This window comes from Alcaligenes sp. AB3 (genome assembly GCF_031844565.1).
Taxonomy (GTDB): Bacteria; Pseudomonadota; Gammaproteobacteria; order Burkholderiales; family Burkholderiaceae_B; genus Alcaligenes; species Alcaligenes faecalis.
The window spans coordinates 337,315-361,866 of sequence record NZ_JAUZVM010000001.1 but is presented as its reverse complement, the minus strand read 5'-3'; the positions used below and the strand labels follow the sequence as shown (position 1 = coordinate 361,866).

22 protein-coding genes are annotated in these 24,552 nt (G+C 57.7%); 14 read left to right on the top strand and 8 right to left on the bottom strand.

The genetic code is table 11. The annotated features are described in order from the left end of the window. Positions 1–54: 54 nt before the first annotated feature. From Q9R35_RS01685 to Q9R35_RS01670, 4 genes are all read right to left on the bottom strand, one after another. Positions 55–930, bottom strand: coding sequence for an NAD(P)-dependent oxidoreductase (locus Q9R35_RS01685; RefSeq protein ID WP_042481983.1), 876 nt, complete (start codon positions 928–930; stop codon positions 55–57). A gap of 117 nt (positions 931–1,047) precedes the next feature. Further along, entirely contained in the window at positions 1,048–1,695 is a 648-nt protein-coding gene (gene maiA, locus Q9R35_RS01680) for a maleylacetoacetate isomerase (RefSeq protein ID WP_042481985.1), read from the bottom strand. Between the two features lie 34 nt (positions 1,696–1,729). Beyond that, positions 1,730–2,701: a 4-hydroxy-3-methylbut-2-enyl diphosphate reductase gene (gene ispH / locus Q9R35_RS01675; protein WP_042481988.1), complete on the bottom strand. Its 972-nt coding sequence runs from the start codon at positions 2,699–2,701 to the stop codon at positions 1,730–1,732. Then, complete coding sequence (locus Q9R35_RS01670) at positions 2,701–3,177, bottom strand: peptidylprolyl isomerase (protein ID WP_223254057.1); 477 nt, start codon at positions 3,175–3,177, stop codon at positions 2,701–2,703. The genes ispH and Q9R35_RS01670 overlap by 1 nt, the downstream gene beginning before the upstream one ends. Before the next feature lie 49 nt (positions 3,178–3,226). On the opposite strand from Q9R35_RS01670, the gene radC reads away from it, so the two are divergent. From radC to Q9R35_RS01630, 8 genes are all read left to right on the top strand, one after another. Further along, positions 3,227–3,898, top strand: coding sequence for a DNA repair protein RadC (gene radC, locus Q9R35_RS01665; RefSeq protein ID WP_042481991.1), 672 nt, complete (start codon positions 3,227–3,229; stop codon positions 3,896–3,898). A 93-nt stretch (positions 3,899–3,991) separates the two neighbouring features. Continuing rightward, positions 3,992–4,834, top strand: a complete 843-nt coding sequence (locus Q9R35_RS01660) for a MurR/RpiR family transcriptional regulator (protein WP_042481993.1) — start codon at positions 3,992–3,994, stop codon at positions 4,832–4,834. 300 nt (positions 4,835–5,134) lie between these two features. Further along, positions 5,135–6,553 (top strand): MFS transporter, encoded by a 1,419-nt coding sequence (locus Q9R35_RS01655; RefSeq protein WP_311219255.1) that lies wholly within the window; start codon positions 5,135–5,137, stop codon positions 6,551–6,553. Between the two features lie 38 nt (positions 6,554–6,591). Next, entirely contained in the window at positions 6,592–7,269 is a 678-nt protein-coding gene (locus Q9R35_RS01650) for an aspartate/glutamate racemase family protein (RefSeq protein ID WP_042481995.1), read from the top strand. A 28-nt stretch (positions 7,270–7,297) separates the two neighbouring features. After that, positions 7,298–8,623 carry an MFS transporter gene (locus Q9R35_RS01645; protein WP_063690873.1) on the top strand — a complete coding sequence of 442 codons (1,326 nt, stop codon included), beginning with the start codon at positions 7,298–7,300 and terminating at the stop codon, positions 8,621–8,623. A gap of 355 nt (positions 8,624–8,978) precedes the next feature. Then, entirely contained in the window at positions 8,979–9,245 is a 267-nt protein-coding gene (locus Q9R35_RS01640) for a type B 50S ribosomal protein L31 (RefSeq protein ID WP_003802796.1), read from the top strand. Between the two features lie 135 nt (positions 9,246–9,380). Next, on the top strand, positions 9,381–11,141 hold the full coding sequence (locus Q9R35_RS01635) for a glycosyltransferase family 39 protein (protein WP_125303357.1): 1,761 nt from the start codon (positions 9,381–9,383) through the stop codon (positions 11,139–11,141). A 9-nt stretch (positions 11,142–11,150) separates the two neighbouring features. After that, on the top strand, positions 11,151–12,572 hold the full coding sequence (locus tag Q9R35_RS01630; RefSeq protein WP_311219254.1) for an MATE family efflux transporter: 1,422 nt from the start codon (positions 11,151–11,153) through the stop codon (positions 12,570–12,572). Between the two features lie 209 nt (positions 12,573–12,781). On the opposite strand, the gene Q9R35_RS01625 is transcribed toward Q9R35_RS01630, so the two are convergent. The 4 genes from Q9R35_RS01625 to Q9R35_RS01610 all read right to left on the bottom strand — a co-directional run bounded on the left by Q9R35_RS01625 (position 12,782) and on the right by Q9R35_RS01610 (position 17,899). Then, the gene (locus Q9R35_RS01625; protein WP_042482009.1) at positions 12,782–14,059 is read right to left on the bottom strand and encodes a glycine betaine/L-proline ABC transporter ATP-binding protein; all 1,278 of its coding nucleotides are present in this window, start codon (positions 14,057–14,059) and stop codon (positions 12,782–12,784) included. Further along, complete coding sequence (locus Q9R35_RS01620) at positions 14,056–14,913, bottom strand: proline/glycine betaine ABC transporter permease (RefSeq protein WP_042482011.1); 858 nt, start codon at positions 14,911–14,913, stop codon at positions 14,056–14,058. Before Q9R35_RS01620 ends, Q9R35_RS01625 begins: the two co-directional genes overlap by 4 nt. 164 nt (positions 14,914–15,077) lie before the next feature. After that, positions 15,078–16,121, bottom strand: coding sequence for an ABC transporter substrate-binding protein (locus Q9R35_RS01615; protein ID WP_231691406.1), 1,044 nt, complete (start codon positions 16,119–16,121; stop codon positions 15,078–15,080). A 539-nt stretch (positions 16,122–16,660) separates the two neighbouring features. Continuing rightward, on the bottom strand, positions 16,661–17,899 hold the full coding sequence (locus Q9R35_RS01610) for a class I SAM-dependent methyltransferase (protein ID WP_042482015.1): 1,239 nt from the start codon (positions 17,897–17,899) through the stop codon (positions 16,661–16,663). 350 nt (positions 17,900–18,249) lie between these two features. On the opposite strand from Q9R35_RS01610, the gene Q9R35_RS01605 reads away from it, so the two are divergent. The 6 genes from Q9R35_RS01605 (at position 18,250) to holA (ending at position 24,545) form a co-directional block, all read left to right on the top strand. After that, positions 18,250–19,398, top strand: coding sequence for a Bcr/CflA family multidrug efflux MFS transporter (locus tag Q9R35_RS01605; protein WP_311219253.1), 1,149 nt, complete (start codon positions 18,250–18,252; stop codon positions 19,396–19,398). 140 nt (positions 19,399–19,538) lie between these two features. Beyond that, positions 19,539–19,775 carry a 50S ribosomal protein L28 gene (gene rpmB / locus Q9R35_RS01600; protein ID WP_003802782.1) on the top strand — a complete coding sequence of 79 codons (237 nt, stop codon included), beginning with the start codon at positions 19,539–19,541 and terminating at the stop codon, positions 19,773–19,775. A gap of 35 nt (positions 19,776–19,810) precedes the next feature. Continuing rightward, on the top strand, positions 19,811–19,978 hold the full coding sequence (rpmG, locus tag Q9R35_RS01595; RefSeq protein ID WP_003802781.1) for a 50S ribosomal protein L33: 168 nt from the start codon (positions 19,811–19,813) through the stop codon (positions 19,976–19,978). Between the two features lie 210 nt (positions 19,979–20,188). Further along, entirely contained in the window at positions 20,189–22,846 is a 2,658-nt protein-coding gene (leuS, locus tag Q9R35_RS01590) for a leucine--tRNA ligase (protein WP_042482016.1), read from the top strand. 2 nt (positions 22,847–22,848) lie between these two features. Then, positions 22,849–23,481 (top strand): LPS assembly lipoprotein LptE, encoded by a 633-nt coding sequence (gene lptE / locus Q9R35_RS01585; RefSeq protein WP_283738317.1) that lies wholly within the window; start codon positions 22,849–22,851, stop codon positions 23,479–23,481. 2 nt (positions 23,482–23,483) lie between these two features. Then, a complete protein-coding gene (gene holA / locus Q9R35_RS01580) occupies positions 23,484–24,545 on the top strand; it encodes a DNA polymerase III subunit delta (protein WP_236779624.1) in 1,062 nt (353 codons plus the stop codon). The last annotated feature ends 7 nt before the right edge of the window (positions 24,546–24,552 follow it).

Below are 24,552 nucleotides of genomic sequence, written 5' to 3'. Positions count from 1 at the left end.
TCCCAACTTCAAATAGCCGACATAATACCGAAACTAAGTTTGACTGATGGTAGTTTATTCCCCGTAATTGTAACTATTCACTTGCGTAATGCGGGCGACATCTTCTTCACCCAAACCCAAGCGATGGGCTGCACGATAGGTTTGCTGGGCCGCATGAGCCACCGGCATGCTGGTATGACTGACACTGGCCAGCCCCGCCACCGTATTCAAGTCCTTCAACATGGTATCTACCGACGCCTTTACCTGATTGTCCTGCCGGGTCATGCGCGGCACGAACAATTGCAGCAAAATCGAATCCGCCCAGCCGCCCCCCAGGGCTTCACTGATTTTGGAGGCATCCACCCCATTGTCATTGGCCAGGCTCAATGCCTCGGCAATTGCAGTCAAGGTGGTGGCCACAATGGTCTGATTGCATAACTTTGTTACTTGGCCAGCCCCTACTGCCCCCATCAAGGTGACGCGCTGCGAATACGCCGCCAGCACGGGGCGTACCCGTTCCAGCTGCGCCGCCGCTCCACCCACCATGATGGCCAAGGTGCCTTGCTCAGCTCCGCCGACTCCCCCCGAGACAGGAGCATCCAGCCAATCCGCCCCGCAACGCTGCTGCAGTTGGACAGCCATCTCGCGTGTGGCCTGAGGTGGAATCGAGGAATGGTCCACCACAATCTGCAAGGCTCCCTGCACAGTGGACAGGCCCTGCTCGCCCAGAACAGTATCGTGCACCGCTTGCGCATCGAATACACACAAGAACACGGCCTCGCATTGCTCGGCCATCTGTGCCGGGGTATCGCACCAGCGGGCACCCGCTTCAATCAAGGCCTGCGCCTTGTCCTTGGAGCGATTCCAGATACGAACCTGATGGCCGGCATTCAGCAAACGGCGCACCATCGGTTGTCCCATACGGCCCAAACCACAAAAACCAATATTCATGTCTCATCCTTTACGCCCCCACCGCAATTGAACAGGCTGAAACGGGGCAAGAAAAACCCGCCTGTCCGGCGGGTGGGTTCTGGTCGGCCCAAGTCCGGGCCGCCTTCATGCTGATGCTCAAGCGGCGTCGGGCTGACGGTCGGGAGCGGCTTCCTGGAAAGCGGACAGCTCAAGGCACTTCTCTTCGACGGCCAACAGGCGGGGAAACGCGCTCAGATCGATTTCAAAGCGACGCGCATTGAACATCTGGGGAATCAGGCAAATTTCAGCAACACCGGGGGTATCACCGAAGATAAAGGGATGATCCTTTTTGCCATGACGCTGCACCAGGGCCTCCAGACCCTCCAGCCCTACCTGGACCCAATGGCGGTACCACTGATTGCGAGCATCCTCTTCGGCGTGCAGTTCGTTTTTCAAATACTGCAACACGCGCAGATTATTCAGCGGGTGAATATCGCAAGCCACCGTTTGAGCCATGGAGCGTGCCCATGCCCGCTCTGCGGAGGCCTTGGGCAGCAAAGGCAGCTCGGGATAGCGTTCGTCCAGATATTCCAGAATGGCCAGGGATTGCGTAATGATCAGGCCATCATCGTCCAATGCAGGCAGCAACTGCACTGGATTGATCTGCACATAATCCGGCTGATGCTGCTGACCGCCATCTTTAAGCAGATGAACAGGCTTGATCTGGTAATCCAGACCCTTGAGGTTCAGACCAATCCGTACCCGGTAAGCGGCGGAACTGCGAAAGTAGCTATACAAAATCATCTTGTCTCCTGTCCACCCTGCAAAATTCGTTTTTTTATTTGTTCAGGCTTTCAATCTTGCGCGACAGCTCTCGAGGCAGCGGGAAGGCAATGTTTTCTTCCACACCATCCAGGGCCCGCACTTTGCCTACGCCCAGTTCCTGCAAGCGCTGAATCACCTGATTCACTAGAACTTCCGGTGCCGACGCACCGGCCGTCACACCCACGCGCTTTTTACCGACCAGCCAGGCCGGATCAATCATTTCCGGTTTATCCAGCAGATAAGCTTCCGCGCCCTTGCGTTCGGCCACTTCGCGCAAACGATTGGAGTTCGAGCTGTTGGTACTGCCCACCACCAGGACCAGATCACACTGTGGAGCCATGATCTTGACCGCATCCTGACGGTTCTGTGTGGCGTAACAGATATCGCTTTTCTTGGGTTCCACGATATTGGGGAAGCGTTCACGCAAGGCCTGGGCCACCACCGCCGCATCGTCCACGGACAAGGTGGTTTGCGTCACAAAGGCAAGCTTGTCGGGATCAGCCACTTTCAGATCGGCGACGTCCTCGGGCGTTTCCACCAGGTACATGCCGCCATCGGCCTGCCCCAAGGTGCCCTCGACTTCAGGGTGACCGACATGACCAATCATGATGATCTCCCGGCCTTCGGCCCGCATGCGAGAGACCTCGATATGCACTTTGGTCACCAGCGGACATGTGGCATCAAACACTTTCAGGCCACGCTTTTCGGCATCGTCACGCACCTGACGCGAGACGCCGTGAGCCGAGAAAATCACGATCGCACCCGAAGGGGCCTCGTCCAGCTCTTTAATAAAGATCGCCCCTTTGTTGCGCAGGTCTTCGACCACGTAACGGTTATGGACGATTTCATGACGCACGTAAATCGGTGCGCCGTGCAATTCCAAGGCGCGTTCGACAATATCAATCGCGCGGTCGACCCCAGCACAGAATCCACGGGGCTGGGCCAGAACAACCTCAGCGTTCTGAACGGGAGTAGCTTGACTCATTACAGAATCCCCAAAATATGTACATCCAGGCGCAAGGCCACGCCGGCCAAAGGATGGTTGAAATCGAACAAGGCCGTCTTGTCGTCGATTTCCTTGAGTACACCCGAATAGCGGCTGCCATTAGGGGCGGCAAACTCCACCATATCACCGGGTACGAACTCCACGCCTTCGGCGGCATTGCTGGCCAGCATTTCGCGAGTGATGCGCTGCAAGAGGTCCGGGTTACGGGCGCCGTAAGCATCTTCAGGGGTGATGTCGAGCTGAAAGCGCTCGTCTTCACGATGCCCCAGCAATTTCTCTTCCATGCCAGGAGCCCACTGACCATTGCCCAGTTGCAAGGTCGCCGGGCGGCCCGTAAAGGTATCCGCAAACACAGAGCCTGCCGCCGGGCCACTGGCCAGCTCTATACGATAGTGCAAAGTCAGGTAGGAATCCTGACGGACAATTCCAAGCTCGGAACTAGCAGAGTTACTCACGATCGCTCACTATAGAAAATCATTCAATTACCGCATTTTAGCGTTTCTTATGGCCACATCCACTTTACGCCGCCAAGGGCCCCGTGAGCGCATGTTGGCGCACGGCCCTGCCTGTCTGAGCACCCCGGAACTGCTGGGTATTGTCCTGCGCACCGGTACACGCGAGCGCAATGCTGTCGAGCTGGGCCAGATGTTGCTGGACCATTTTAACGGACTCAAAGGATTATTATCGGCCGATGCGTCTGCCCTGCGCCAACTGGACGGAATCGGCCCGGCCAAATGCGCGGAACTGTTGGTTATCCGGGAACTGCAACGCCGCTGTGCCCTGGAGTCGCTCACTGACTTGCCAGTCCTGAACCAGGCAGACAAGGTACGCGAATATTGTCTGGCCCATATCGGACACTTACCCGTGGAGCACTGCCTGGCCCTGTTTCTGGACAATCAGCTGCGACTGATCTGCGCCGAGGAAATCAGCCGGGGAACGGTGAACCAAGCCTCGGTCTACCCCCGGGAGATTCTGCGCGCCGCCCTGCGTCACCACAGTTGCGCCATCATTCTGGCGCACAACCATCCTTCCGGCGCGGCCTATCCCAGCGCTGCCGATATACGGCTGACCCGGCACATACGGCAGGCCTTGGCTCTGGTAGACATACGCTTGCTGGACCACATTATCGTCACGCCCAGCCAGACTGTCTCCATGGCCGAGCGCGGGGATCTGTAAACCATTCGGCCCGGCGGAAACTGCCGGATTTTTGATACAGTTCCATGAGCTTCCCCGTAAAATCCAGAACACACTACAAGAGTACGGAGCGCCATGTCTGATCCCGCCGTGAAGTCCTTTGTTGGACGCGTACGTGACATTCTTCACGATCTATCCCCATCAGAGCGACGTCTGGCGGAATTTGCCCTGGATTTCCCAGGCGATCTGGCCGGCTACAGCGCGTCTGAGCTGGCGTCTCTGGCCCATGTATCCAACGCTACGGTTACCCGCTTTATTCGGCGCCTGGGCTATAGCAATTACGAAGCGGCCCGCAAGCAAGTGCGCTCTGAAAAGAAAGCCGGCTCCCCCCTGCTGCTGGCCGCGACCGAGACAGAAGCCGAACGCTCACTGGCCACGCAGCTGCAACAGAGCCAGAACAATCTGGCCTCTACCTACAGACGCATTCCCGACTCGCTGCTGCAAGAGATCGCCCAGGCCATTCTGGCTGCGCGGAAAGTGTGGGTGCTGGGGTTTCGCTCCAGCCACGCCCTGGCCAACTACTTTCGCTGGCAGTTGCTGCAAATCGTCCCAGAAGCTCAACTGATTCCCGGTCCTGGTGAAACCATGGGAGAGCATCTGGCCGGCATACACGCCGAGGATGTGGTGGTGATCTTTGCCCTGCGTCGCCGGGTGCGCAATATGGATCAGCTTATTGGTCAAATGGCTCAGCTGAACCCGAATGTGCTGCATATTACCGATCAACTCAGCGCCGAGAAAAGCGCCTGTCGCTGGACGTTGCGATGTGATGTCCAGTCACCCGGTGTCCTGGACAACCACGTGGCAGTGATCGGCTTATGCCATTTGATTCTGAGCCAGGTAATGGATCAGGCCGGTCCGGCCGGACGTCGCCATCTAGGCATGGTGGAAGCTTTCCACGACAGTTTTCTGGAGCTGTAGGTCGCTGAGACTGGCACCACAAACCCGCCCGCTCCTCCTGCAGCCAAGGCAAATCAGCTCCGCCCAAGTCAGGCTGCCAGCGGCTATCCCAGGAATCGAATAAGGATCATATGCAAAATGCGATGATCCTTTTTTTATTAAAACTCCTTTTATATCAATCGATTAATCAATCCAACTTAAAGTCCTGCAAAATCTTTCTCGTTAACCCTAGTTTTGAAAATATTTTTTCATACCAATAATGGCTGAAAAAATAATGTCATGGGCGGACGTGCCCTGCATGTCCTGAAACGAGGAGAAACCATGTCTAGCAAGCAGCAAACCTTGCCGGCCAACACCAGGCAGGCACAGGCCAGTTCTACGGCCAACAACCACACGGTTCAGCAGCAACTGGAAAACTCGCTGGAGACCATAGGCGTCACCAACTCGCACCGCAAAGTGCTGGCCCTGATTTTGCTGGGCGTGCTGTTTGACGTGCTGGAGCAAAATGCCGTGGGCCTGGTCGGTCCGCTTCTTCAGGAACATTGGGGGCTGACGCCTCGCGATGTCGGGTTTCTGAACACCCTGACCTTTGCCGCTGCGGCCCTGGGGCGCTTGCTGTCCGGCTATATCGCCGACCACTATGGTCGCCGCGTCATGTTGACCATCAATCTGGCCCTGTTCACGTTGGGCGCGCTGATCTGCGCCCTGGCCCCCAGCTACTGGGTACTGGGCCTGGGTCGCATGATTGTCGGCTTTGGTCTGGGTGGCGAGATCTCGATTGCCGTCACCATGCTGGCCGAGTTCTGCTCCTCGCGCTTTCGCGGCACCGCCGTCGGCACGATCAACGTCGCGGGTGGTGGTCTGGGCAATATGCTGGCTCCGGCCTTTGGCTTGCTGGTCTTTACCCTCTTTCCCGGCCCCGAGAGCTGGCGCTGGGTGTTTGGCCTGCTGGTCATGCCCGCCTTCATGGTGCTGTTCTACCGTCGCTACATTCCTGAAACACCTCGCTTTCTGGTATCGCAAGGGCGTATCGACGAGGCCAATCAGGTTTTGAATATTCTGGCCTCGGGCAAGCTGGGCCGCCACGTTGCCAACCCCTACCCTTATCTGCACAGCGGCCCGCAAGCGCAAAAAGCAGAGCGCGTACGCTTGAGCGAGATTTTCCAGGGCCCGCTGGCCATGCGCACGCTGGTTACCGGCATTGCCGTGTGCATGACCTACGGCGCACAACTGACGGTGCTGACCCTGATGCCGACTCTGCTGGTAGAACAAGGCTACTCCCTGGTGAAAAGCTATACCTTCACCATCCTGATGCAGTCAGGCAGCTTGCTGGGTGCCCTGACTGCCTCGTACCTGGGCTCTCGCGTGCCTCGCAAACGCGTCTTCACCTTGGGGGCCTTGCTGGCCTGCGCCAGTGGTCTGGCCTTTGGCTTTCTGAGCTTCAATATTTATCTGGTGCTGCTGTTCGGTGCGGCCTTCCAGTTCTGCGTACTGCTGCTGAACACCACGATCTGGATTTTCTCCCCTGAGCTATATCCCACGCGCGTCCGCGCCTTTGGCACCGCCTTCATTCTGGCATTGGGTACCTTGGCGGGTGCATTTATCCCTACGCTTAGCGGCTGGGTGCTGGAAGGCTATGGTGTCGCCGGCATGTTCACCTTGATGGCTGGCATGTATGTCACCTTTGCCGCCGTCCTGCAGTTGGCGCCCGAAACCTTTGGCCGCCCCCTGGATACCTGATTCACTTGATAAGCCGCGTTACGGCGGCCCCTGTATTTATGTCTCATACCGTACTGCTCATCAACCCCAATACTTCCCGTCCCACCACTGACATGATGGTTGCCCTTGCCCAGGCTTGCTTCCAGAGCCTGCAGCGCAGCGATATCCAGGTCCGCGGGCTGACTGCCCCCGAAGGGCCGGGCATGTTGACCGAAATGAAGGAGCTGGAGCAGGCCGCCACCATGGCCAGGCACCCGCTGGTGCTGGCACAGGCACAGGACGCTGATGGCGTCATCGTCGGTGCTTTTGGTGATCCCGGCTTGCAAGTCCTGGCTGAGCACGTAACGGTGCCCGTCATCGGCATAGGCCAGGCTTCCATGATGCAGGCCGCCCGAGCAGGCAGCCCTTTTGGCATTGCCACCACGACACCCGGCCTGGAGCAATCCATTCTGGACCAGGTACAGCGCTACGGCTGGAGCGACCAGTTCTCCGGCCTGCGCCTGACCCCTACCGCCCCCCTGGATCTGGCCCAGGCCCCTGAACGTCAGGATCAGGAACTGGCCGACAGTGTCGTGGCATGTATCGAACAAGACGGTGCTCGCGCCGTCATCATCGGCGGTGGCCCACTGGCTCAAAGCGCACAAGCGCTGCAAAGCCGGCTGGCTGTGCCGGTGATCAATCCCATCATTGCTGCCTGCGAGCTCATGGCCGAGCGCCTGCCCCCAGATCAGCCATAACACGCGGTACCACACAAGGAGACACCCCATGACAAGCAGCACCCTTGGGGACGGAGCCCAGGCCCCGTCCGCCAGCAAGCAGGAACTGGATCAGATTTACAAGAAAGTGATGTGGCGCATTTTGCCCTTCATTTTCTTGCTTTGGATGCTGGCCTGGATAGACAGGCTCAACATTGGTTTTGCCAAGCTGCAAATGCAGCCCGAGCTGGGGTTTTCCGAAACGGTTTACGGCATCGGTGCCGGTATTTTCTTTTTGGGCTACTTCTTTTTTGAAGTGCCCAGCAACTGGTTGCTGCTGCGTATTGGTGCACGCAAGACCCTGGCCCGTATTGCCTTTGGCTGGGGCCTGATCTGCGTGCTGATGATGTTTACCAAAACAGCCGCCTACTTTTATGTGATGCGTTTTTTGCTGGGCGCTTTTGAGGCAGGTTTCCAGCCCGGCGTATTGCTGTTCCTGACCTTCTGGTTCCCAGCCCATCGTCGCGCCAAAGCTTTTGCGGTGTTTATTTCCGCCTCGGCGGTGGCCTCGGTTGTGGGCGCACCGCTGGCCGGTTTCATCATGACGCGTCTGGATGGCGTCAATGACTGGTCCGGTTGGCAATGGCTATTCTTGCTGGAAGGCCTGCCGACAATTTTCGCAGGCATTCTGGCGGTAATGTTCATTGTGGACAGCCCGGAAAAAGCCAGCTGGTTAAGCCAGCGTGAGAAGGACCTGATCAAACAGGAGCTGGTGCTGGACGCCAAGGCCGCAGGCCCGCGCGAGCACAGCTTCAAGAAAGCCTTGGGCAATGCCGATCTGTGGACCCTGACCCTGATGTTCTTTGGCATCGTGGCCGCGAACTCCACACTGGCCTTTTTTGCGCCCACCCTGGTGCGCTCGCTGGGCCCGACCGATCCGCTACAGGTGGGCTTGCTGGTTGGTCTGGTCTATGTATTTGGGGCCATCTTCCAGCTGGCACTGGGCTTTAGTGCCGACCGTCGCCGCGAAGCCCGTCTGCACACAGGTATTCCCGTCATCATCGGCGCAACCGGTCTGGCTGGTGTGGGTCTGTTCCTGGGCAACAATACGACCCTGGCTTTTATCAGCCTGATTGTGGCCGTGTCCGGCACCATGGGTTGCATTCCGGTGTACTGGCAGTTACCTAATGCCGTACTGGCTGGCTCGGCAGCCGCTATTGGTGTGGCCTTCATCAACTCCGTCGCTAATCTGGCCGGCTTCGGCGCTCCCTTCATGTTGGGCGCTCTGAAAGACGCCAGCGGCAATTTCCAAAGCGGTTTATGGATTATTGCGGCGCTGGAACTGGCCGTCGGTATCTGGATTCTGTCTTTCCGCAAGCGCAGGCAAGCCACCTGAGCGCCTTGCCAATCATGGACCAGGGCCCCGAAAAAGCCGGCAAACTGGCCGTTTTCGGGGCCTGCCTACCCGCCAGCGAACCAGATCCTGTTGCACTTGTGCCGCGCTCGTACGGAGTTTTCTTTGAAAAGCGGCGGCTCGATGCTAAAATTTCAGGCTTCATCGGATACGTGGCAAAAAGTCTTTAGGCATTATTCAATCGGGCGGGATTAAAAAAATCCAAACCCGGTTAAAAAAACAGCCCTCTAGCTTTTTAGTGCCGGTACTTACAAGACTGAAAATCTGCCCTGTGCAGCTTTATTTTTGTAAATACGTGCCTTGCTGGCGGTCCTTATTTGTCAAAACAGGAATCATCATGAAAGAAGGCATTCACCCAGAATACCGTGACGTGGTGTTTCTGGACCTGCAAACGGGCAACTCCTTTATCACCCGTTCCACTGTCCAGACTCGCGAAACCACCGAAAAAGACGGTAAGACTTACCCGCTGTTCAAGTGTGACGTGACGTCCGAGTCGCACCCCTTCTACACGGGCGCTCAAACCCGTATCGTGGAAACTGGCCGCGTTGAAAAATTCCGCGCCCGTTTTGCCCGTACGGCTGGTACCGTCAAGAAAGGCGAATAAGCTCTCTTTCGCGACATACCGCGTTCAGCGCAAAAAAGGCAGCTTCGGCTGCCTTTTTTTTACCGTACATTTCCCGGCCAAGGCGCCCCCTTTGCATTAAGATAGGGCGAATCAACAGACTGTTTTACCCTAGACGTGTCATCCAGCCTCATACCCACCTCCACCCCTGCCCGCCTGACTGCTACCGCTGCCGTCAAACTTCCCCGACTGGTCCTGCTTGTTGTGGGGACAATTTACATTCTTGCGGGTCTGTTTTTCCGTGATCCCTGGAAGGCAGACGATGTCATCGGGCTTGCGACCATGCTTACCGCTTTGTCTGATCCCAGCGGTCAGGCCTTGCTGTTGCCGCAGGTAGGCGACCTGGCGCACGCCCAGGATGGGCCGCTGACGACCTGGCTGGGTGCGCTGTTCATTACACTGTTTGCGCCGCTGCTCAAGCTGTTCACCTCCGAGCTGAACGCCAATATTGTGGCGTCCCGCCTGCCCAATTTACTGTGGTTCGGCATGCTGGCGGCCTCGGTCTGGCACAGTGCCTACTGGCTGGCCCGTCGTCCTGAAGCCCAGCCGCTGCGCCTGCCCTTTGGGGGCGAGCCCTCTCCCACCGCCTATGGCCGCATGATTGCCGATGCCACCTTGCTGCTGACAGTAGCCACGGTTGGCATCATCTGGCGCATGCATGAAACCTCGGAAGTGCCGGCCATCATCGCTTTTCAGGCACTGGCCTTGTACAGTCTGGTGCGCATGTTCGACCGCCCTGCCTCGGGCGCGATCATGCTGGGCCTGTCTTTGGGTGCCTGCTTTCTGACCCGCGGCTGGCTGGGTGCGGGCCCCATCATGCTGGCCACCGCGCTGTGTTTCATTCCGCGCAGCCCCTTGCGCCAGCACAGCCAATGGCTGGCCCTGAGCGCTGTGCTGACCCTGGCCATCATCATGGCCTGGTGGATTCCGGCCAAGCGTGTCAGCGTGTACTGGACCGAACAATGGCGTCTGTGGCATCTGGCTGCCTGGGGCTGGGCTGGTTTCAAGGAACAACTGAATAATCTGCGTGACCTGCTGTGGTTCCTCTGGCCCATCTGGCCCTTGGCACTGCTGGCGCTGTGGCAATGGCGCAGCTGGTTCAAGGCGCCACATATTTACGTGCCCGCCATCAGTTTTCTGGTGCCGCTGTTCAGCCTGCTGTTCATGCGCGATGCCTTCGAGCCCGAATACGCCTTGCTGGTCGTGCCTTGCGCCATCCTGGCTGCTTTCTCGCTGCCCACCCTGCGCCGTGGCGTCATCAATACGCTGGACTGGTTTGCCATCATGTGTTTCTCGCTGACGGCGGCAACCGTATGGCTGGGCTGGTTTGCTCAGCAAACCGGATGGCCACGCCAGATTTCGCACAATATTGCCCGCCAGACACAAGGCTATGACACCTTCATCTCCTGGCCGGTCATGATTATTGCCGTGCTGGGTACTGTCGCCTGGATTGCCCTGGTACGCTGGCGCTTGTCCACCAACCCTCCCGGGCTGCTGCGTGGCACCGTCCTGTCTGCAGGTGGTCTGATCACCACCTGGCTCTTGCTGGTGACCTTGTGGATGCCCTCGCTGGACTACGTACGCAGTTACCGTGATGTCTCCGGCGAACTGTCCGCCGCCCTGCGCGTACACAAACAGCCCGGCGAGTGCCTGCGCTCCTGGGGCCTGGGTTCGGGGCAACGTGCCTCCTTCCTGGTGTTCAACAACATCAATATCAATTTCGACAACCGCTGCTCTTTGGTGCTGGAACAGTTCTCCCTGCGCGACCTGCAAGATGGCAAGGCCCCCATTCCCGATAATGCGGTCCAGCTCTGGCAAGGCAAACGCGGGCCAGATCGTCACGAGGCTTTCCGTCTGCTGCGAGTGCAAGCTCAGTAAGTTTCAATCATGTCCTCCGTGTTTCATCACAACTGGAAAGGCCAGGCAGGTCAGATCCTGCGTCAGGCCTGGCCGGTGCTGGTCGGTTCCTGGGCGGGTATCGCCTTTGGTGTTCTGGATACCGTTATGGTCGGCCACAGCAGCCCGATCGACCTGCAGGCCATGGGCCTGGGCGTATCCATTTACATCACCGTTTTTATTGGCTTGATGGGTGTCACCCACGCCCTGATTCCTATCATTGCGCAGCAATTTGGCGCGCGCCGCCTGACAGAAGTGGGCCGCTGGTGGGGGCAAGGCGTATGGCTGGCCCTTTTACTGACCTTGATCGGCACCCTGGCGCTGGCCTTTCCCAATATCTGGCTGCGCTGGTCGGGCGATTTGAGCCCTGAGGTTCACGACCGGGTGACCTGGTATTTGCGCAGCCTGATTCTGGCCCTGCCTGCCGCCCTGGTATTCCGAACGATTTACTGCCTGGGCACGGCAACTTCCCGCCCCAAGGCCGTCATGCTGATCAACCTGTTCAGCGTGGCCTTCAAGGCTCTGTTCAACTGGGTGCTGATCTTCGGCAAATTCGGTTTGCCAGCCATGGGGGCTGTCGGTTCCGGCCTGGCCACGACCGTGGTGTCCTGGCTGATGCTGGCAGCCGGCTTGTGGCTGCTGCGCACCGACCGCTACTACAAACCTTTCACGCTGCGACTGGGGCTGCCCAACTGGGCGGCTCAAAAAGAACTGCTGCGTCTGGGTCTGCCTATGGGCGGCTCCTATCTGATCGAGATCTGCGCCTTCAGTTTCATGGCCTTGCTGGTTGCCCGTGAAGGGGTCTTTGCATCGGGTGCGCACCAGATCATGGCCAATCTGGCCGCCGTCTGCTTCATGGTGCCTATGGCCGTGGGCGTTGCCGCTGCTTCCGTCAGTGCGCAAGCGATTGGGGCCGGGCAATATCATCGCGCCCGGCAGGTGGGGATGTTGAGCCTGGGGATCGTGCTGGCGGGGGCGACCTTAACCATTACCCTGCTGGTGCTGCTGCGCCCGACTTTGGCCAACGCCTACACCGATGATGCCGACGTAGCACTGCGGGCTTTGCTGTTGCTGCAACTGCTGCCTTTCTTCCACTTTTTCGATGCGTTCCAGTGCCTGATTTCCTATTTGCTGCGTGCATATAAAGTGGCTTTTGTCCCCATGCTGCTGCAATTTTTTGCCTTGAGCGTGCTGGGGCTGGGCGGTGGCTGGTGGCTGGGCTTCGGGCCTGCCGCCGGATCGCTGGAAGGAGTCATTCAGTGGCTGGCACCGGGAGCGCCAGTAGGGGCAGCCAGCTTGTGGACCATGTCCAGCCTGGGTCTGGGAGCCTCGGCATTGCTGCTGCTGTTCTGGTACGTACATATTTTGCGTATCTACAATCCGGCAAGGCGCAAGACGCAGGCGTCCCAATAAGCCAGACCTGGGGCACTGGCACTCGCTCAGTCCACGGCAAACTCAGACGCCCCGGTACTGGCTACCCTGTCCCCTTTCGCTCTTTGCTCAGGCTCAAAATCCCAAGGCCAAAATACGGCAAATCCTCAAAGCGCAAACATATAAAAAAAAACGGGACCAGTTATTCAACTGGTCCCATTTTCTTTATCGCCTTACCAAGACAAGGAAACTCAGGCAGCAGGCTTACTGCCTTCAATGGCTTCCACGATCTTGGCCGTATCATCCGGAGTCGACTCTGCAGCCGCATCCGGCGATTCCTCCACCGCATCAATCAGCGGGCTGACCAGATCCACAACCTTGCTGCGTGAGAGCAGGCCCAGGAACTCGTCGTTCTCGCCAGTCACAGCCAAAGGTTCGCTGCTGCGCAGCAATTGCCCCAGGATTTCATCCAGCCCCATGGTGGCGGGAACCGAACTCATTTCATCCACAAAGCCGGAGATATCCCGTGCGCCTTGCTGCACCGCTTCCTGAGCACTGGAACGCATCAAGACACCGGCCAGGCGCTTGCCATCGAGCACAGGCGCATAACGCACACCCCGTTCGCTCAAGCGCTCCAGCGCGTGAACAGCACGGGTACGCATGGTGAAGGTCAATGTCTTGCTGGAATCGCGCACCGCATGGGCGGCATTCAGCACCTTGCTGCGGTTCACATCCTGCAAGAAAGCCTGCACATAATCGCTGGCGGGTGACAGCAGAATATCTTCGGGCGAACCCTCCTGGATCAACTCGCCATCTTTCAGAATGGCAATCCGGTTACCCAGGCGCAGAGCTTCGTCCAGATCATGCGTAATAAACACAATGGTCTTGTTCAAACGGGCTTGCAGCTCCAGCAACTGATCCTGCATTTCGCGTCGAATCAGCGGATCCAAAGCCGAGAAAGCCTCGTCCATCAAGAGGATGTCCGCGTCGGTGGCCAAGGCTCGAGCCAGGCCCACGCGCTGCTGCATACCGCCAGACAACTGATGAGGGTACTGTTTCTCAAACCCCTGCAGACCCACCTGCTCCAGCCAGTAAGTGGCCTTTTCCTCGCGGGCGGCACGACCCATGCCCTGCACCTGCAGGCCATAAGCCGCATTTTCCAGCACCGTACGATGCGGAAACAGGCCAAAGCGCTGAAAGACCATGCTGATCTTTTGCTGGCGGAACTGCATCAGCGCCTTGCCGTCCAGACTCATCACATCCACATCATCCACCAGAATTTGCCCGGCAGTCGGTTCAATCAAACGGTTGAAGTGGCGGATCAAGGTGGACTTGCCCGAACCGGACAGACCCATGATGACGTAAATACTGCCGTGCTCAATGGACAGGCTGATATCGCGCAGGCCCAATGTATGGCCACTCTTGGCCAGCAGCTCATCCTTGCGAACGCCGTTACGAGCTTCTTCCAGCCAGCGCTCGGGTTGGGAGCCAAAGATCTTGTAAATATTACGAACTTCAATCTTGCTCATGAGGCCTCCCGTGTCTGAAAGCGACGGCCGAACTCTTGCGTAATACGGTCAAACAGGATCGCCAGCAGCACAATACCCAAACCGGCCATCAGACCACGCCCCACTTGCAGTCGGTTAATGCCTTGCAGCACTTCGTAGCCCAGCCCCCGCACACCAATCATGGAGGCGATCACCACCATGGCCAGGGCCATCATGGTTGTCTGGTTGATACCGGCCATGATGTTGGGCATGGCCAGAGGTAATTGCACGCCGTAGAGCTGCTGCCAACGGTTGGACCCGAAGGAGCGCGAGGCTTCCAGCACTTCGCTGTCGACCAGGCGTATACCCAGATCGGTCAGGCGAATCACCGGCGCAATAGCATAAATAATGGTGGCAATCAGGGCGGCGATCTTGCCCAGGTTAAACAGCATCACCACCGGGATCAGATACACAAAGCTGGGCATGGTTTGCATCACGTCCAGCACCGGCATCATGATGCGACGCAGCCAGTTGAAGCTGGCCATCAACAGGCCCAACGGTATGCCTATCAGCACAGACAGGAAAACGGCCACGATCATCAGCGCCAGGGTCTGCATGGCTGCATCCCACAGGCCGATCAAGCCGATGACAAACAACATGGCTCCCATGGCCACGGAAAACAGGACGCGACGGCTGGCAACCCAGCCCAGCACGACCACCACCAGCACGACGGCCCACCAGGGGCTGCTGCGCAGGATGGACTCCATAAAGACCAGCATGTCCAGCAAAGGCTGGGTCATGGCGCGCAAGGTGCTGGAATAATTGGCCACCAGATCACCCACGAACTGATCGATGGGCAAACGTAAGGCGCGCGGATCAATCAACTCAGGAAACATAAAAAACACTCCGTAAAACTCGTGCGTGCGGCGCGGGCGTGCCGCCCGGCCATGAGCCTGCCGACCACAGGGTGGCCAGGCAGAAAAGCGAGGTACGGCTCAGTGCCCGCACCCACATGGGGTGCAGGAACCGAGGCCGGCCTCGCCCTACAACTACACGAATACTAAAGAGCGGCTTTTACGCGCTGAGCCACTTCCATGGGCACCCATTTGGTCCAGGTGTCCTCATGCTCTTTCAGGAACCAGTTCGCCACATCCTCGGGCTCGCCCTCGGTTTTTTCCATGTGGGCCATGGTGTCGTTCATCAGTTCCAGAGGGATGCTGACATTGGCCAGGAAAGCCGTCAGTTCGGGAGCCTGCTTGGAGAACTCCGTATTCACGGCAGTGAACACCGGGTTTTCAGGGTAGTCGCTAGGCTCTGGATTGGCACAATTGGGGTCAGTCAGACACCCGTGCTTTTTCTCGTCATAAGCTGGCAGTTCCAGCTTGACCAGATCCATGGAGCCCACCAACGGTGTAGGGTACCAGTAGTAGAACACCACGTTTTCCTTGCGCTGGTAAGCAGAAGTCAGTGCTGCTTTCTGCGTGGCGCCAGTACCGGGCGAGAACAGGGTATAGGTATCGCCCAGCTTCAGGGCATTGAACAGATTGCCACTGACCACTTCACAACCCCAACCTGCCGGGCAGCCATAGAAACGGCCTTTGCCGGGCTCTTCCGGGTCCTTGAACTCATCTTTGAACTTGGGCAGGTCCGCAGCGGACTTCAGTTCAGGCAGGCGCTCGGCGGTGTAGCGTGGAATGAACCAGGCTTCGCCACCCATATAAATATCGCCAATACGTTTTACATTTCCCTTGGCTTCAGCCTGTTTCCAGGGATCAGCCACACTGTTGAGCCAGATTTCAGTGTTGACATCCAGGTCGCCTCGCTCCAATGCGGCCAAAGCCGGAAGCGTCTCGACCGAGATGACCTCAGTCTTGCAGCCATAACCCTTGTCGGCGATAAAACGCTCGACTTCAGTCAGGACCAGGTTCGATTCCCAATTCATGCCGCCAAAGCGGACAGTGCGGTCCAGTTCGCAGGCAGCCGGGGCAGCGGCTTGCGCGGCGGACGACAAACCCAGCAAAACGCTGGCCAGCACAGAGGCTTGAATCAGGGGAAAACGGTGCAAGCGCGACTTGGCACCGGCGTGAGGGAAGTATGAAGACATGATGCTCCTCCTTGAGTTACTGTGGACGCGTCCTGCATGATCAGTCGGCGCCAAGGCTAAAGGGGTGTGCGGAAGACGATGCTCTTATCGCCAATACATACCTACGTATAGAGCGAGTGCCAGGCACTCACGAAAAACCCGGAACGGCGTTGGGGGGCTGAGCCCCTTTCTTTTACCGTTCTCTGCCTTGACCGAAACAAAACGGCTGGGCCAGGGTTACACCGCGCGGGACGATGATTTGGTGCGAATAGAACACGCTGCTTGAGCGGTTCTGGATCGAATTGATGAATCAGACAAGGAGGCCATTCTACGGGCCTTTGCAATCAAAAACAAATTATTACCGCACAAAACCAGTAAAAATCCTGAATATGTCAATGGCGAAAACACAACAAAAGCCTTGTTTGGCGTGGTTTTAGCGATTTTCCAAACTTTTTTTTGTTACTTAATCATTCAAGGCTAATCGGGGAAGTTAAAAACCGAGCTCAGAAAGACAAATGACAAGGCCTGAAACCTTGTCATTTGTCCTGCCAATCAGTGGCTTAACGCTGGTACATATAGTCCCGTCGCCATGGATATACCAGGTCGGGCGCATACTCCAGTTCTTGCGCGCGCCCCGCACTTTGCGCCTGTGCCAGAACCTGATGCAAGGCAATCCAGCCATGCTCAAAGCCCATTGCGCAACCGGCCAGATAAACCCGGTACGCCCGCAGGGATTTTTGTCCCTGCTCGGAATCCAGCGTGGCCTTGGCCTTGTCCAGCTGGCTTTCCAAAGCATCACTCCAGGCCCACAAGGTACGCGCATAGTGCGGCCTCAGGTTCTCGATATCCAGCCCCTCCAGACCGCCTTCGGCCAGATGACGCAACACATGGCTGATATGGGTCAGCTCTCCGCCGGGGAAAATGTATTTCTCGATAAAGTCACCCATACCCGCGCCCAGCTGACTATTGTCCACGCCACCTGCGGTAATGCCATGGTTCAGGATCAGGCCACCCGGTTTGACCAGACGGCGCAGCTTGTCAAAGTAAGCACTGAGCTGGGCGCGGCCCACATGCTCGAACATGCCCACCGAGGCCAGCTTGTCATAGGGTTTGAGCTCATCCAGATCCCGGTAATCGAGCAACATCATGCGGGCCCGGCCCGTCAGCCCCTTTTGCTCAATCAATCCATTCACATACGCATGCTGGTTACGGGACAAGGTAATGCCGGTCACATCCACATCGTAATTTTCGGCCGCCCACATCAACAGGCCGCCCCACCCGGCCCCAACATCCAGAAAGCGCTCGCCCGATTGCAGACGCAGCTTGCGGCAAATGTGATCCAGCTTGGCTTCCTGGGCCTGGGCCAGCGTCATGTCCGGCTCGCGATAATAGGCGCAAGAATAGACCCGACGCGGGTCCAGCCACAGGGCGTAGAAGTCGTCCGACAAGTCGTAGTGAAACTGGATCTGCTTGGCGTCCTTTTCCTGGGAGTGACGCCAGACGGAGGTCAGGTGCTTGATGATGGAGGTCAGCCAGCCTGCCTGGGCCGCATCGACCGGCGATCCTGGCAAGATATCGGCAGCCAGTTGCATCAAATCCCGCATGGACCCCTCAAAATCCATACGCCCCTCCACGTAGGCCTCGCCCAACTGTCCGGACTGTCCGGCAGCCAGTTGCGCCAAAGTGGCATTGTCTTTGATTGTCAGATGAACCGATGCGTTGGCTGCACCGACTTGCTCCCCATTGGGCAAGGTCAGTCGAACCGGGACGCTGAGTTGATCTAATTTGGCCTGGACCATGGATGAAATGGAACTCAACTTCGCCTCCTTGTATGTAAACAAACAAAGATGACAATGTGTCGCCTGAATCGACACACCGCCCATAAGCCGTCAATCCTGTAGCCTAATACAATCAGCCCTTGAATCCGTTGCGTCAAAGTCACGAATCATGTGCTTCATACCTAAAGCACTTATGCCGGATTTGACCTTGCCCCATGCTAAACTGCCTGCCTTTGGCCCATTGCATCGGTTTGCATTGATGCTCGGCGCGGGGTTGCGGCTTCAGGCTCTTGGCCAGGATCTGCCCCACCTTAATACTTGGCCCGATGACACGCAACCACTCCCCTGCATTTCCCCCCTGGCTCATCTTGATGGGGCTGCTCACCGCCCTGGGGCCTCTGGCCATTGACATGTACCTGCCCGCCTTCCCGGCGATGGCCCAGAGCCTGAACACCTCGGCAGGTATGGTAGAGCGCACATTGGCCGGTTTCCTGCTGGGCGTAGGCGTGGCTCAACTGGTCTACGGCCCGATGGCCGACCGCTTCGGGCGCAAGCTGCCCTTGCTGCTGGGCGTGCTGATTTTCACCACCGCTTCTTTTTTCTGTGCCCGTGCCAGCGATATTGATGAGCTGACGGTCTGGCGCATTGTGCAAGCCTTTGGTGGCGCCGCCGGCATGGCCATCCCCCGCGCCGTGATCCGGGATCGTTTCGAGACCCGTGAAGCCGCCCGCGCCCTGTCCATGCTGATGCTGATCATGGGTGTCATGCCGATTCTGGCCCCACTGATTGGCGGCCAGATCCTGCTGTTTAGCGACTGGCGTGGCATTTTCTACTTCATGGCAGGCTGTGGCGTACTCCTGTGGCTGCTGACCTTTTTCACCATGCAAGAGTCTCTGGCCCCGGAACGGGTGCTGCCACTGCAACCCAAGCTGATTGCGCATAATTACAGCGCCTTGCTGCACGACCGGCCCTTCATGTTTTATTCCCTGGCTGCCGGTTTCAGTTCTGCGGGCATGTTTGCCTATATCGCCGGATCGCCACGCGTCTTTATTGATTTGTTTTCTGTCGAGCCGCGTCATTTCGGTTTTTATTTTGGCGCCAATGCCGCCTGTCTGATTGTTTTCTCTCAAGTCAGCGCCCGTTTGCTCAATACCTACAGCCCACCCACTTTGCTGCGCGTGGCACAGGGCCTGCAAGTGATCTTTACCTTGCTGGGTGCCATTTTGACCCTGCTGGGCGTACTGGACCTGACCTGGCTGATGGTGACCCTCATGGGCTTCATGGCATGCCAGGGCTTTGTAAACCCCAATTCCGCCGCGCTGGCCCTGTCTGAACAAGGCCATCGTCTGGGAACGGCCTCCGCACTGATGGGAGCCTTGCAAATGCTTTGCGGTGCCTTGGCCGGTTTTGCTGTCAGCAGCTGGGCTTCGTCCAATGCTTTGCCATTGACCGCCGTATTAGCCGCTTGTGCCGTCTTATCGTGGCTGTTTGGCCGCAATGCAGCGAGGAAAGCACGGTAAAACTTGATCTAAGTGATTTTTCCATATTAGAATAATCTTCTTTGTACCCCAGCACTGGGGTTAACACGATCCTAATTTTACAATCGCCCGCGGCTTTTTTCGTTTAGCGGAGGCTGATTTAGATCTCAAGGGGTATGACCATGGCACGCGTATGCCAAGTGACCGGAAAAGGCCCAATGTCGGGCAACAATGTTTCGCACGCCAACAATAAGACCAAGCGTCGCTTCCTGCCAAACCTGCAGTCCCGTCGTTTCTGGGTTGAAAGTGAAAACCGCTGGGTTCGCCTGCGCGTTTCCGCTAACGCTATCCGCACCATCGACAAGAACGGTATCGACTCCGTTCTGGCCGAAATGCGCTCCCGCGGCGAAAAGTACTAAGCTGCGCTTCTTAAACATTTAACCAGGAGCTCATCATGGCAAAAGGTATACGCGAAAAAATCAAACTCGAATCGTCCGCCGGTACGGGTCACTTCTACACCACCACCAAAAACAAGCGCAACATGCCTGAAAAGATGGTGATCAAGAAATTTGACCCCGTCGTTCGCAAGCACGTCGAGTACAAAGAAACCAAGCTGCGTTAATTCGCGCCCGCTCCTGCAGCGGATTGGTTTTCAAAAAAGCCCCTGCCCTGCAGGGGTTTTTTTTGCCCTTTGCAGGCTGCTGTGACAGGCCTGCCTCCTGTCTGCCATTACGCTCATGCACACTGCCCACCTTGCAGCCGTCCACAGCGAGATTTGCCCCGTATAATGGCGGATACTCCTTTACTTCTGTCTAAAACGGTATTGCCACTCATGCAGGAACGTTACAACCCCAGCGAGGTCGAACAACTCGCTCAGCAAAACTGGACCGATCGGGACGCCTATCGTGCCGTCGAGAACGCCACCGCTCCGGATGGCTCGCTCAAACCCAAGTTTTACGCATGCTCCATGCTGCCCTACCCCAGTGGCAAGCTACACATGGGCCACGTGCGCAACTACACCATCAACGACATGATGGCGCGCCAGCTACGCATGCGCGGTTTTAACGTTCTCATGCCCATGGGCTGGGATGCTTTTGGCATGCCCGCCGAAAACGCCGCCATCAAATCGCAGGTTCCACCCGCCAAGTGGACTTACGACAATATCGCCTACATGAAAAAGCAGATGCAGGCGATGGGTCTGGCTATCGACTGGTCGCGCGAAATGTGCGCCTGCGACCCCGAATACTACAAATGGAACCAGTGGCTGTTCCTGAAGATGCTGGAAAAAGGCATTGCCTACCGCAAGACCCAGACCGTGAACTGGGACCCGGTAGACCAAACCGTTCTGGCCAACGAACAGGTTATTGAAGGCCGTGGCTGGCGCTCCGGTGCGCTGGTTGAAAAGCGTGAAATCCCCGGCTACTACCTGCGCATCACCGATTACGCCGAAGAACTGCTGGATACCGTGAAAACCGGCCTGCCCGGCTGGCCCGAGCGTGTGCGCCTGATGCAGGAAAACTGGATCGGCAAGAGCCAGGGCGTACGCTTTGCCTTCCCTCACGATATTCGTGACGAGCAAGGCCAACTGATTCAGGACGGTCGTCTGTACGTGTTCACCACCCGCGTGGACACCATCATGGGCGTCACCTTCTGTGCGGTTGCTCCTGAACACCCGCTGGCTGCCCTGGCTGCCCGCAACAATCCCGAGCTGACTGCCTTTATTGAAGAATGCAAGAAAGGCGGCACCACGGAAGCCGATATGGCCACCCGCGAAAAAGAAGGTCTGCCTACCGGCCTGACCGTCAAGCACCCCCTGACGGGCGCGGACGTTCCTGTCTGGGTCGGTAACTATGTCTTGATGAGCTACGGTGACGGCGCCGTGATGGGCGTGCCTGCTCACGACGAGCGCGACTTCGCCTTTGCCCTGAAATACCAATTGCCTATCAATCAGGTCATTGGTGTAGAAGGCAAGGAATACGACGCCACCCAATGGCAAGACTGGTACGGCGACAAGCAGCAAGGTCAAACCATCAATTCCGGCAAGTACGACGGCCTGACGCACGTCGCGGCCGTGGATGCCATTGCCGCAGACCTGAACGCCAAGGAACTGGGCGAGAAACAAACTACCTATCGTCTGCGCGACTGGGGCATTTCCCGTCAGCGTTACTGGGGCACCCCGATCCCGATCATCCACTGCGAAGATTGCGGCCCGGTTCCTGTTCCAGAAAAAGACCTGCCCGTGGTTCTGCCCGAAGAACTGATTCCCGATGGCAGCGGCAACCCGCTGAACAAGCATGAAGCCTTCCTGAAGTGCGCTTGCCCTTCTTGTGGCAAACCAGCACGTCGCGAAACGGATACCATGGACACCTTTGTGGACTCGTCCTGGTACTTCCTGCGCTACACCACGCCCAATCTGAACGATTCCATGACCGATCCACGCACCGATTACTGGATGCCCATGGATCAGTACATCGGTGGTATCGAACACGCTGTGCTGCACTTGCTGTACGCCCGCTTCTGGACCAAAGTCATGCGCGACATGGGCCTGGTCAAGATTGATGAGCCCTTCACCCGCCTGCTGTGCCAGGGCATGGTGCTGAACCACAGCTACACCCGCCGCACCCCACAAGGGGGTATCGAATACTTCTGGCCTGAAACCGTCGAAAACGTTTACGACGAAAAAGGCGCGATTATCGGTGCCCGCTTAAAGAGCGATGGCCAGCCCGTGCAGTACAACGGCATTGGCACCATGTCCAAGTCCAAGAACAACGGCGTGGACCCTCAGTCCCTGATCGACACAATGGGCGCGGATACCGCCCGCCTGTTCATCATGTTCGCCAGCCCGCCAGAGCAAACACTGGAGTGGTCGGACTCGGGCGTGGACGGAGCCAACCGCTTCCTGCGCCGCCTGTGGGCCTTCTGCTACAACCACGCCGATGCCCTGCGTGCCGGTAACGCCCAGGCTACCGACTGGAGCGATCTGGACGCCGCTGCCAAGCGTACTCGTCTGGAAATTCACTCCTTGCTCAAGCAGGCCAATTACGACTACGAGCGTATTCAGTACAACACGGTCGTGTCGGCTTGCATGAAGATGCTCAACACCCTGGAGCAGACTCAATGGGAAGACACGCCTGCCGCACAACGTGCACTGGCTGAAACCACGTCCATCCTGTTGCGTGTTCTGTACCCTGTGGTCCCTCACATCACATGGCAGTTGTGGCGCGAGCTGGGCTGGGCAGAGAGCCAAGGCGATATGCTGGATGCCCAATGGCCTGTCGTGGACGAGCAAGCCCTGATTGCCGATGAAGTGGAACTGATGCTGCAGGTCAACGGCAAGCTGCGCGGCTCCCTGATCGTGCCTCAAGGAGCGGAAAAAGCCGCCATTGAACAAGCTGCAGCCGACCATGCGGCTGTGCTCAAGTATCTGGAAGGCCGCCCCGCCAAGCGCATCATTGTGGTGCCTGGCAAACTTGTTAACGTCGTAGGTTAATCATGAACGTAGCCCGCCTGCTTCCTTCTGGCTCCTTGTCTGTTCCTGCACCCAGGTCCTGGGGACTGGCGGGCTTGATCATCCTGCTCAGTGTTGTTTTGACAGCGTGTGGCTTCCACCTGAAAGGGGTGGCCCCGCTGCCGTTCAACACGATTTACACCAATATTACGGACAACAGCGCTTTTGGCGCGAACCTGCGTCGAGCCTTGTTGGCCAGCTCGCCTCAAAGCCGCTTTGTCGAGCGTCCTCAAGAAGCGGAAGCAGTCCTGCAGCAAGTCTCGCTGAGCCGTTATCAGCGTGAAATCTCCATCAACGCCAAGGGCCAGGTGGAAGAGTACGAACTGCAGCTGACCTTTGTCTTTGAACTGCTCGATGCCAAAGGCCGCTCCGTACTGCCTCCCACCACACTGACCGTGATGCGTGAAGTGCCTTATGACGCCGAAGCCGTCCAGGCCAAAGACAGCGAAATCGAGATGATTTTCCGTGACATGGAACAGTCGCTGATCAACCGCATCGTGCGCCGCTTGAGTTCGCCCGACGTCACCAGTGCCTACCACTTCATGAGCAGCCAGCCTGAAGCCAGCTCCATGGAAGAAATGGAACTGCTGCCCACCCGACCACAGGCGCCGCTGTAACGATGGGACGCAGGGCCGACCACGACACCTTGCTGCGCGAACTGGCCACGCCATCCGCAGCCTTTCAACCGCTTTATGTGGTGTCTGGTGACGAACCCCTTTTGCTGGTTGAAGCCGCCGATGCCGTGCGCGCCCGCGCCCGCCAGGACGGCTTTACCGAACGCAGCAGCTTTACGCTGGATGCGCGGGCAGACTGGTCGCAGCTGTTTGCTGTTGCCCAGAACATCTCTCTGTTTGGCGATCAGAAACTGGTGGACGTGAGCATTCCCAGTGGCAAGCCCGGCAAGCCGGGCGGTGATGCCCTGCAAAAGCTGTGTCAGCTGATCAGCGGCGGGCAAATGGATGGCACCAGTTTCCTGATTCAACTTCCCCGCCTGGACAAGGCCACGCGCAACAGCAAATGGTGCCAGGCTCTGGAACAAGTGGCCTGTTGGGTTGACATTCAACCCATCAACCGCAATTCCCTGGCAGGCTGGATTGCCCAGCGTCTGAAAATCCAGGATCAAAGCCTGGAGCGCAATAGTCTGGAATGGATGGCCGACAAGGTTGAAGGTAACCTCCTGGCGGCCCATCAGGAAATTCAGAAACTGGCCCTGATTTACCCTCCCGGCCAGTTAAGCCAGGAAGAGCTGGAAAACGCCGTCCTGAACGTGGCTCGCTACAGTGTGTTTGATCTGCGCGACTCCATGCTGGCCGGCCATAGCCAACGCGCCCTGACGGTGCTCGATGGCTTGCAGGCAGAAGGCGAAGCCTTGCCCCTAGTCCTGTGGGCGGTAGGCGAAGAAGTACGTACCTTGGCCCGTTTGTCACAAGCGCGTCAGCAAGGGCAGGATCTGTCCAACCTGTTTCGCCAATACCGCATTTTTGGCCCGCGCGAAAAACTTGTCCGTCAGGCCTTGGACCGCATCCCGCCTCAAAGCTGGCCTGCCTCGGTTCTGCATGCACACGATATAGACCGTTTGATCAAAGGCCTGCACCCCAGCGGACGTCAGCAAGACCCGTGGGAAGAAATGCGCCGCCTGACCATGCGTATCGCAGTCGCGACACAAGCCCCCCGTCGCTAAGCGTCCG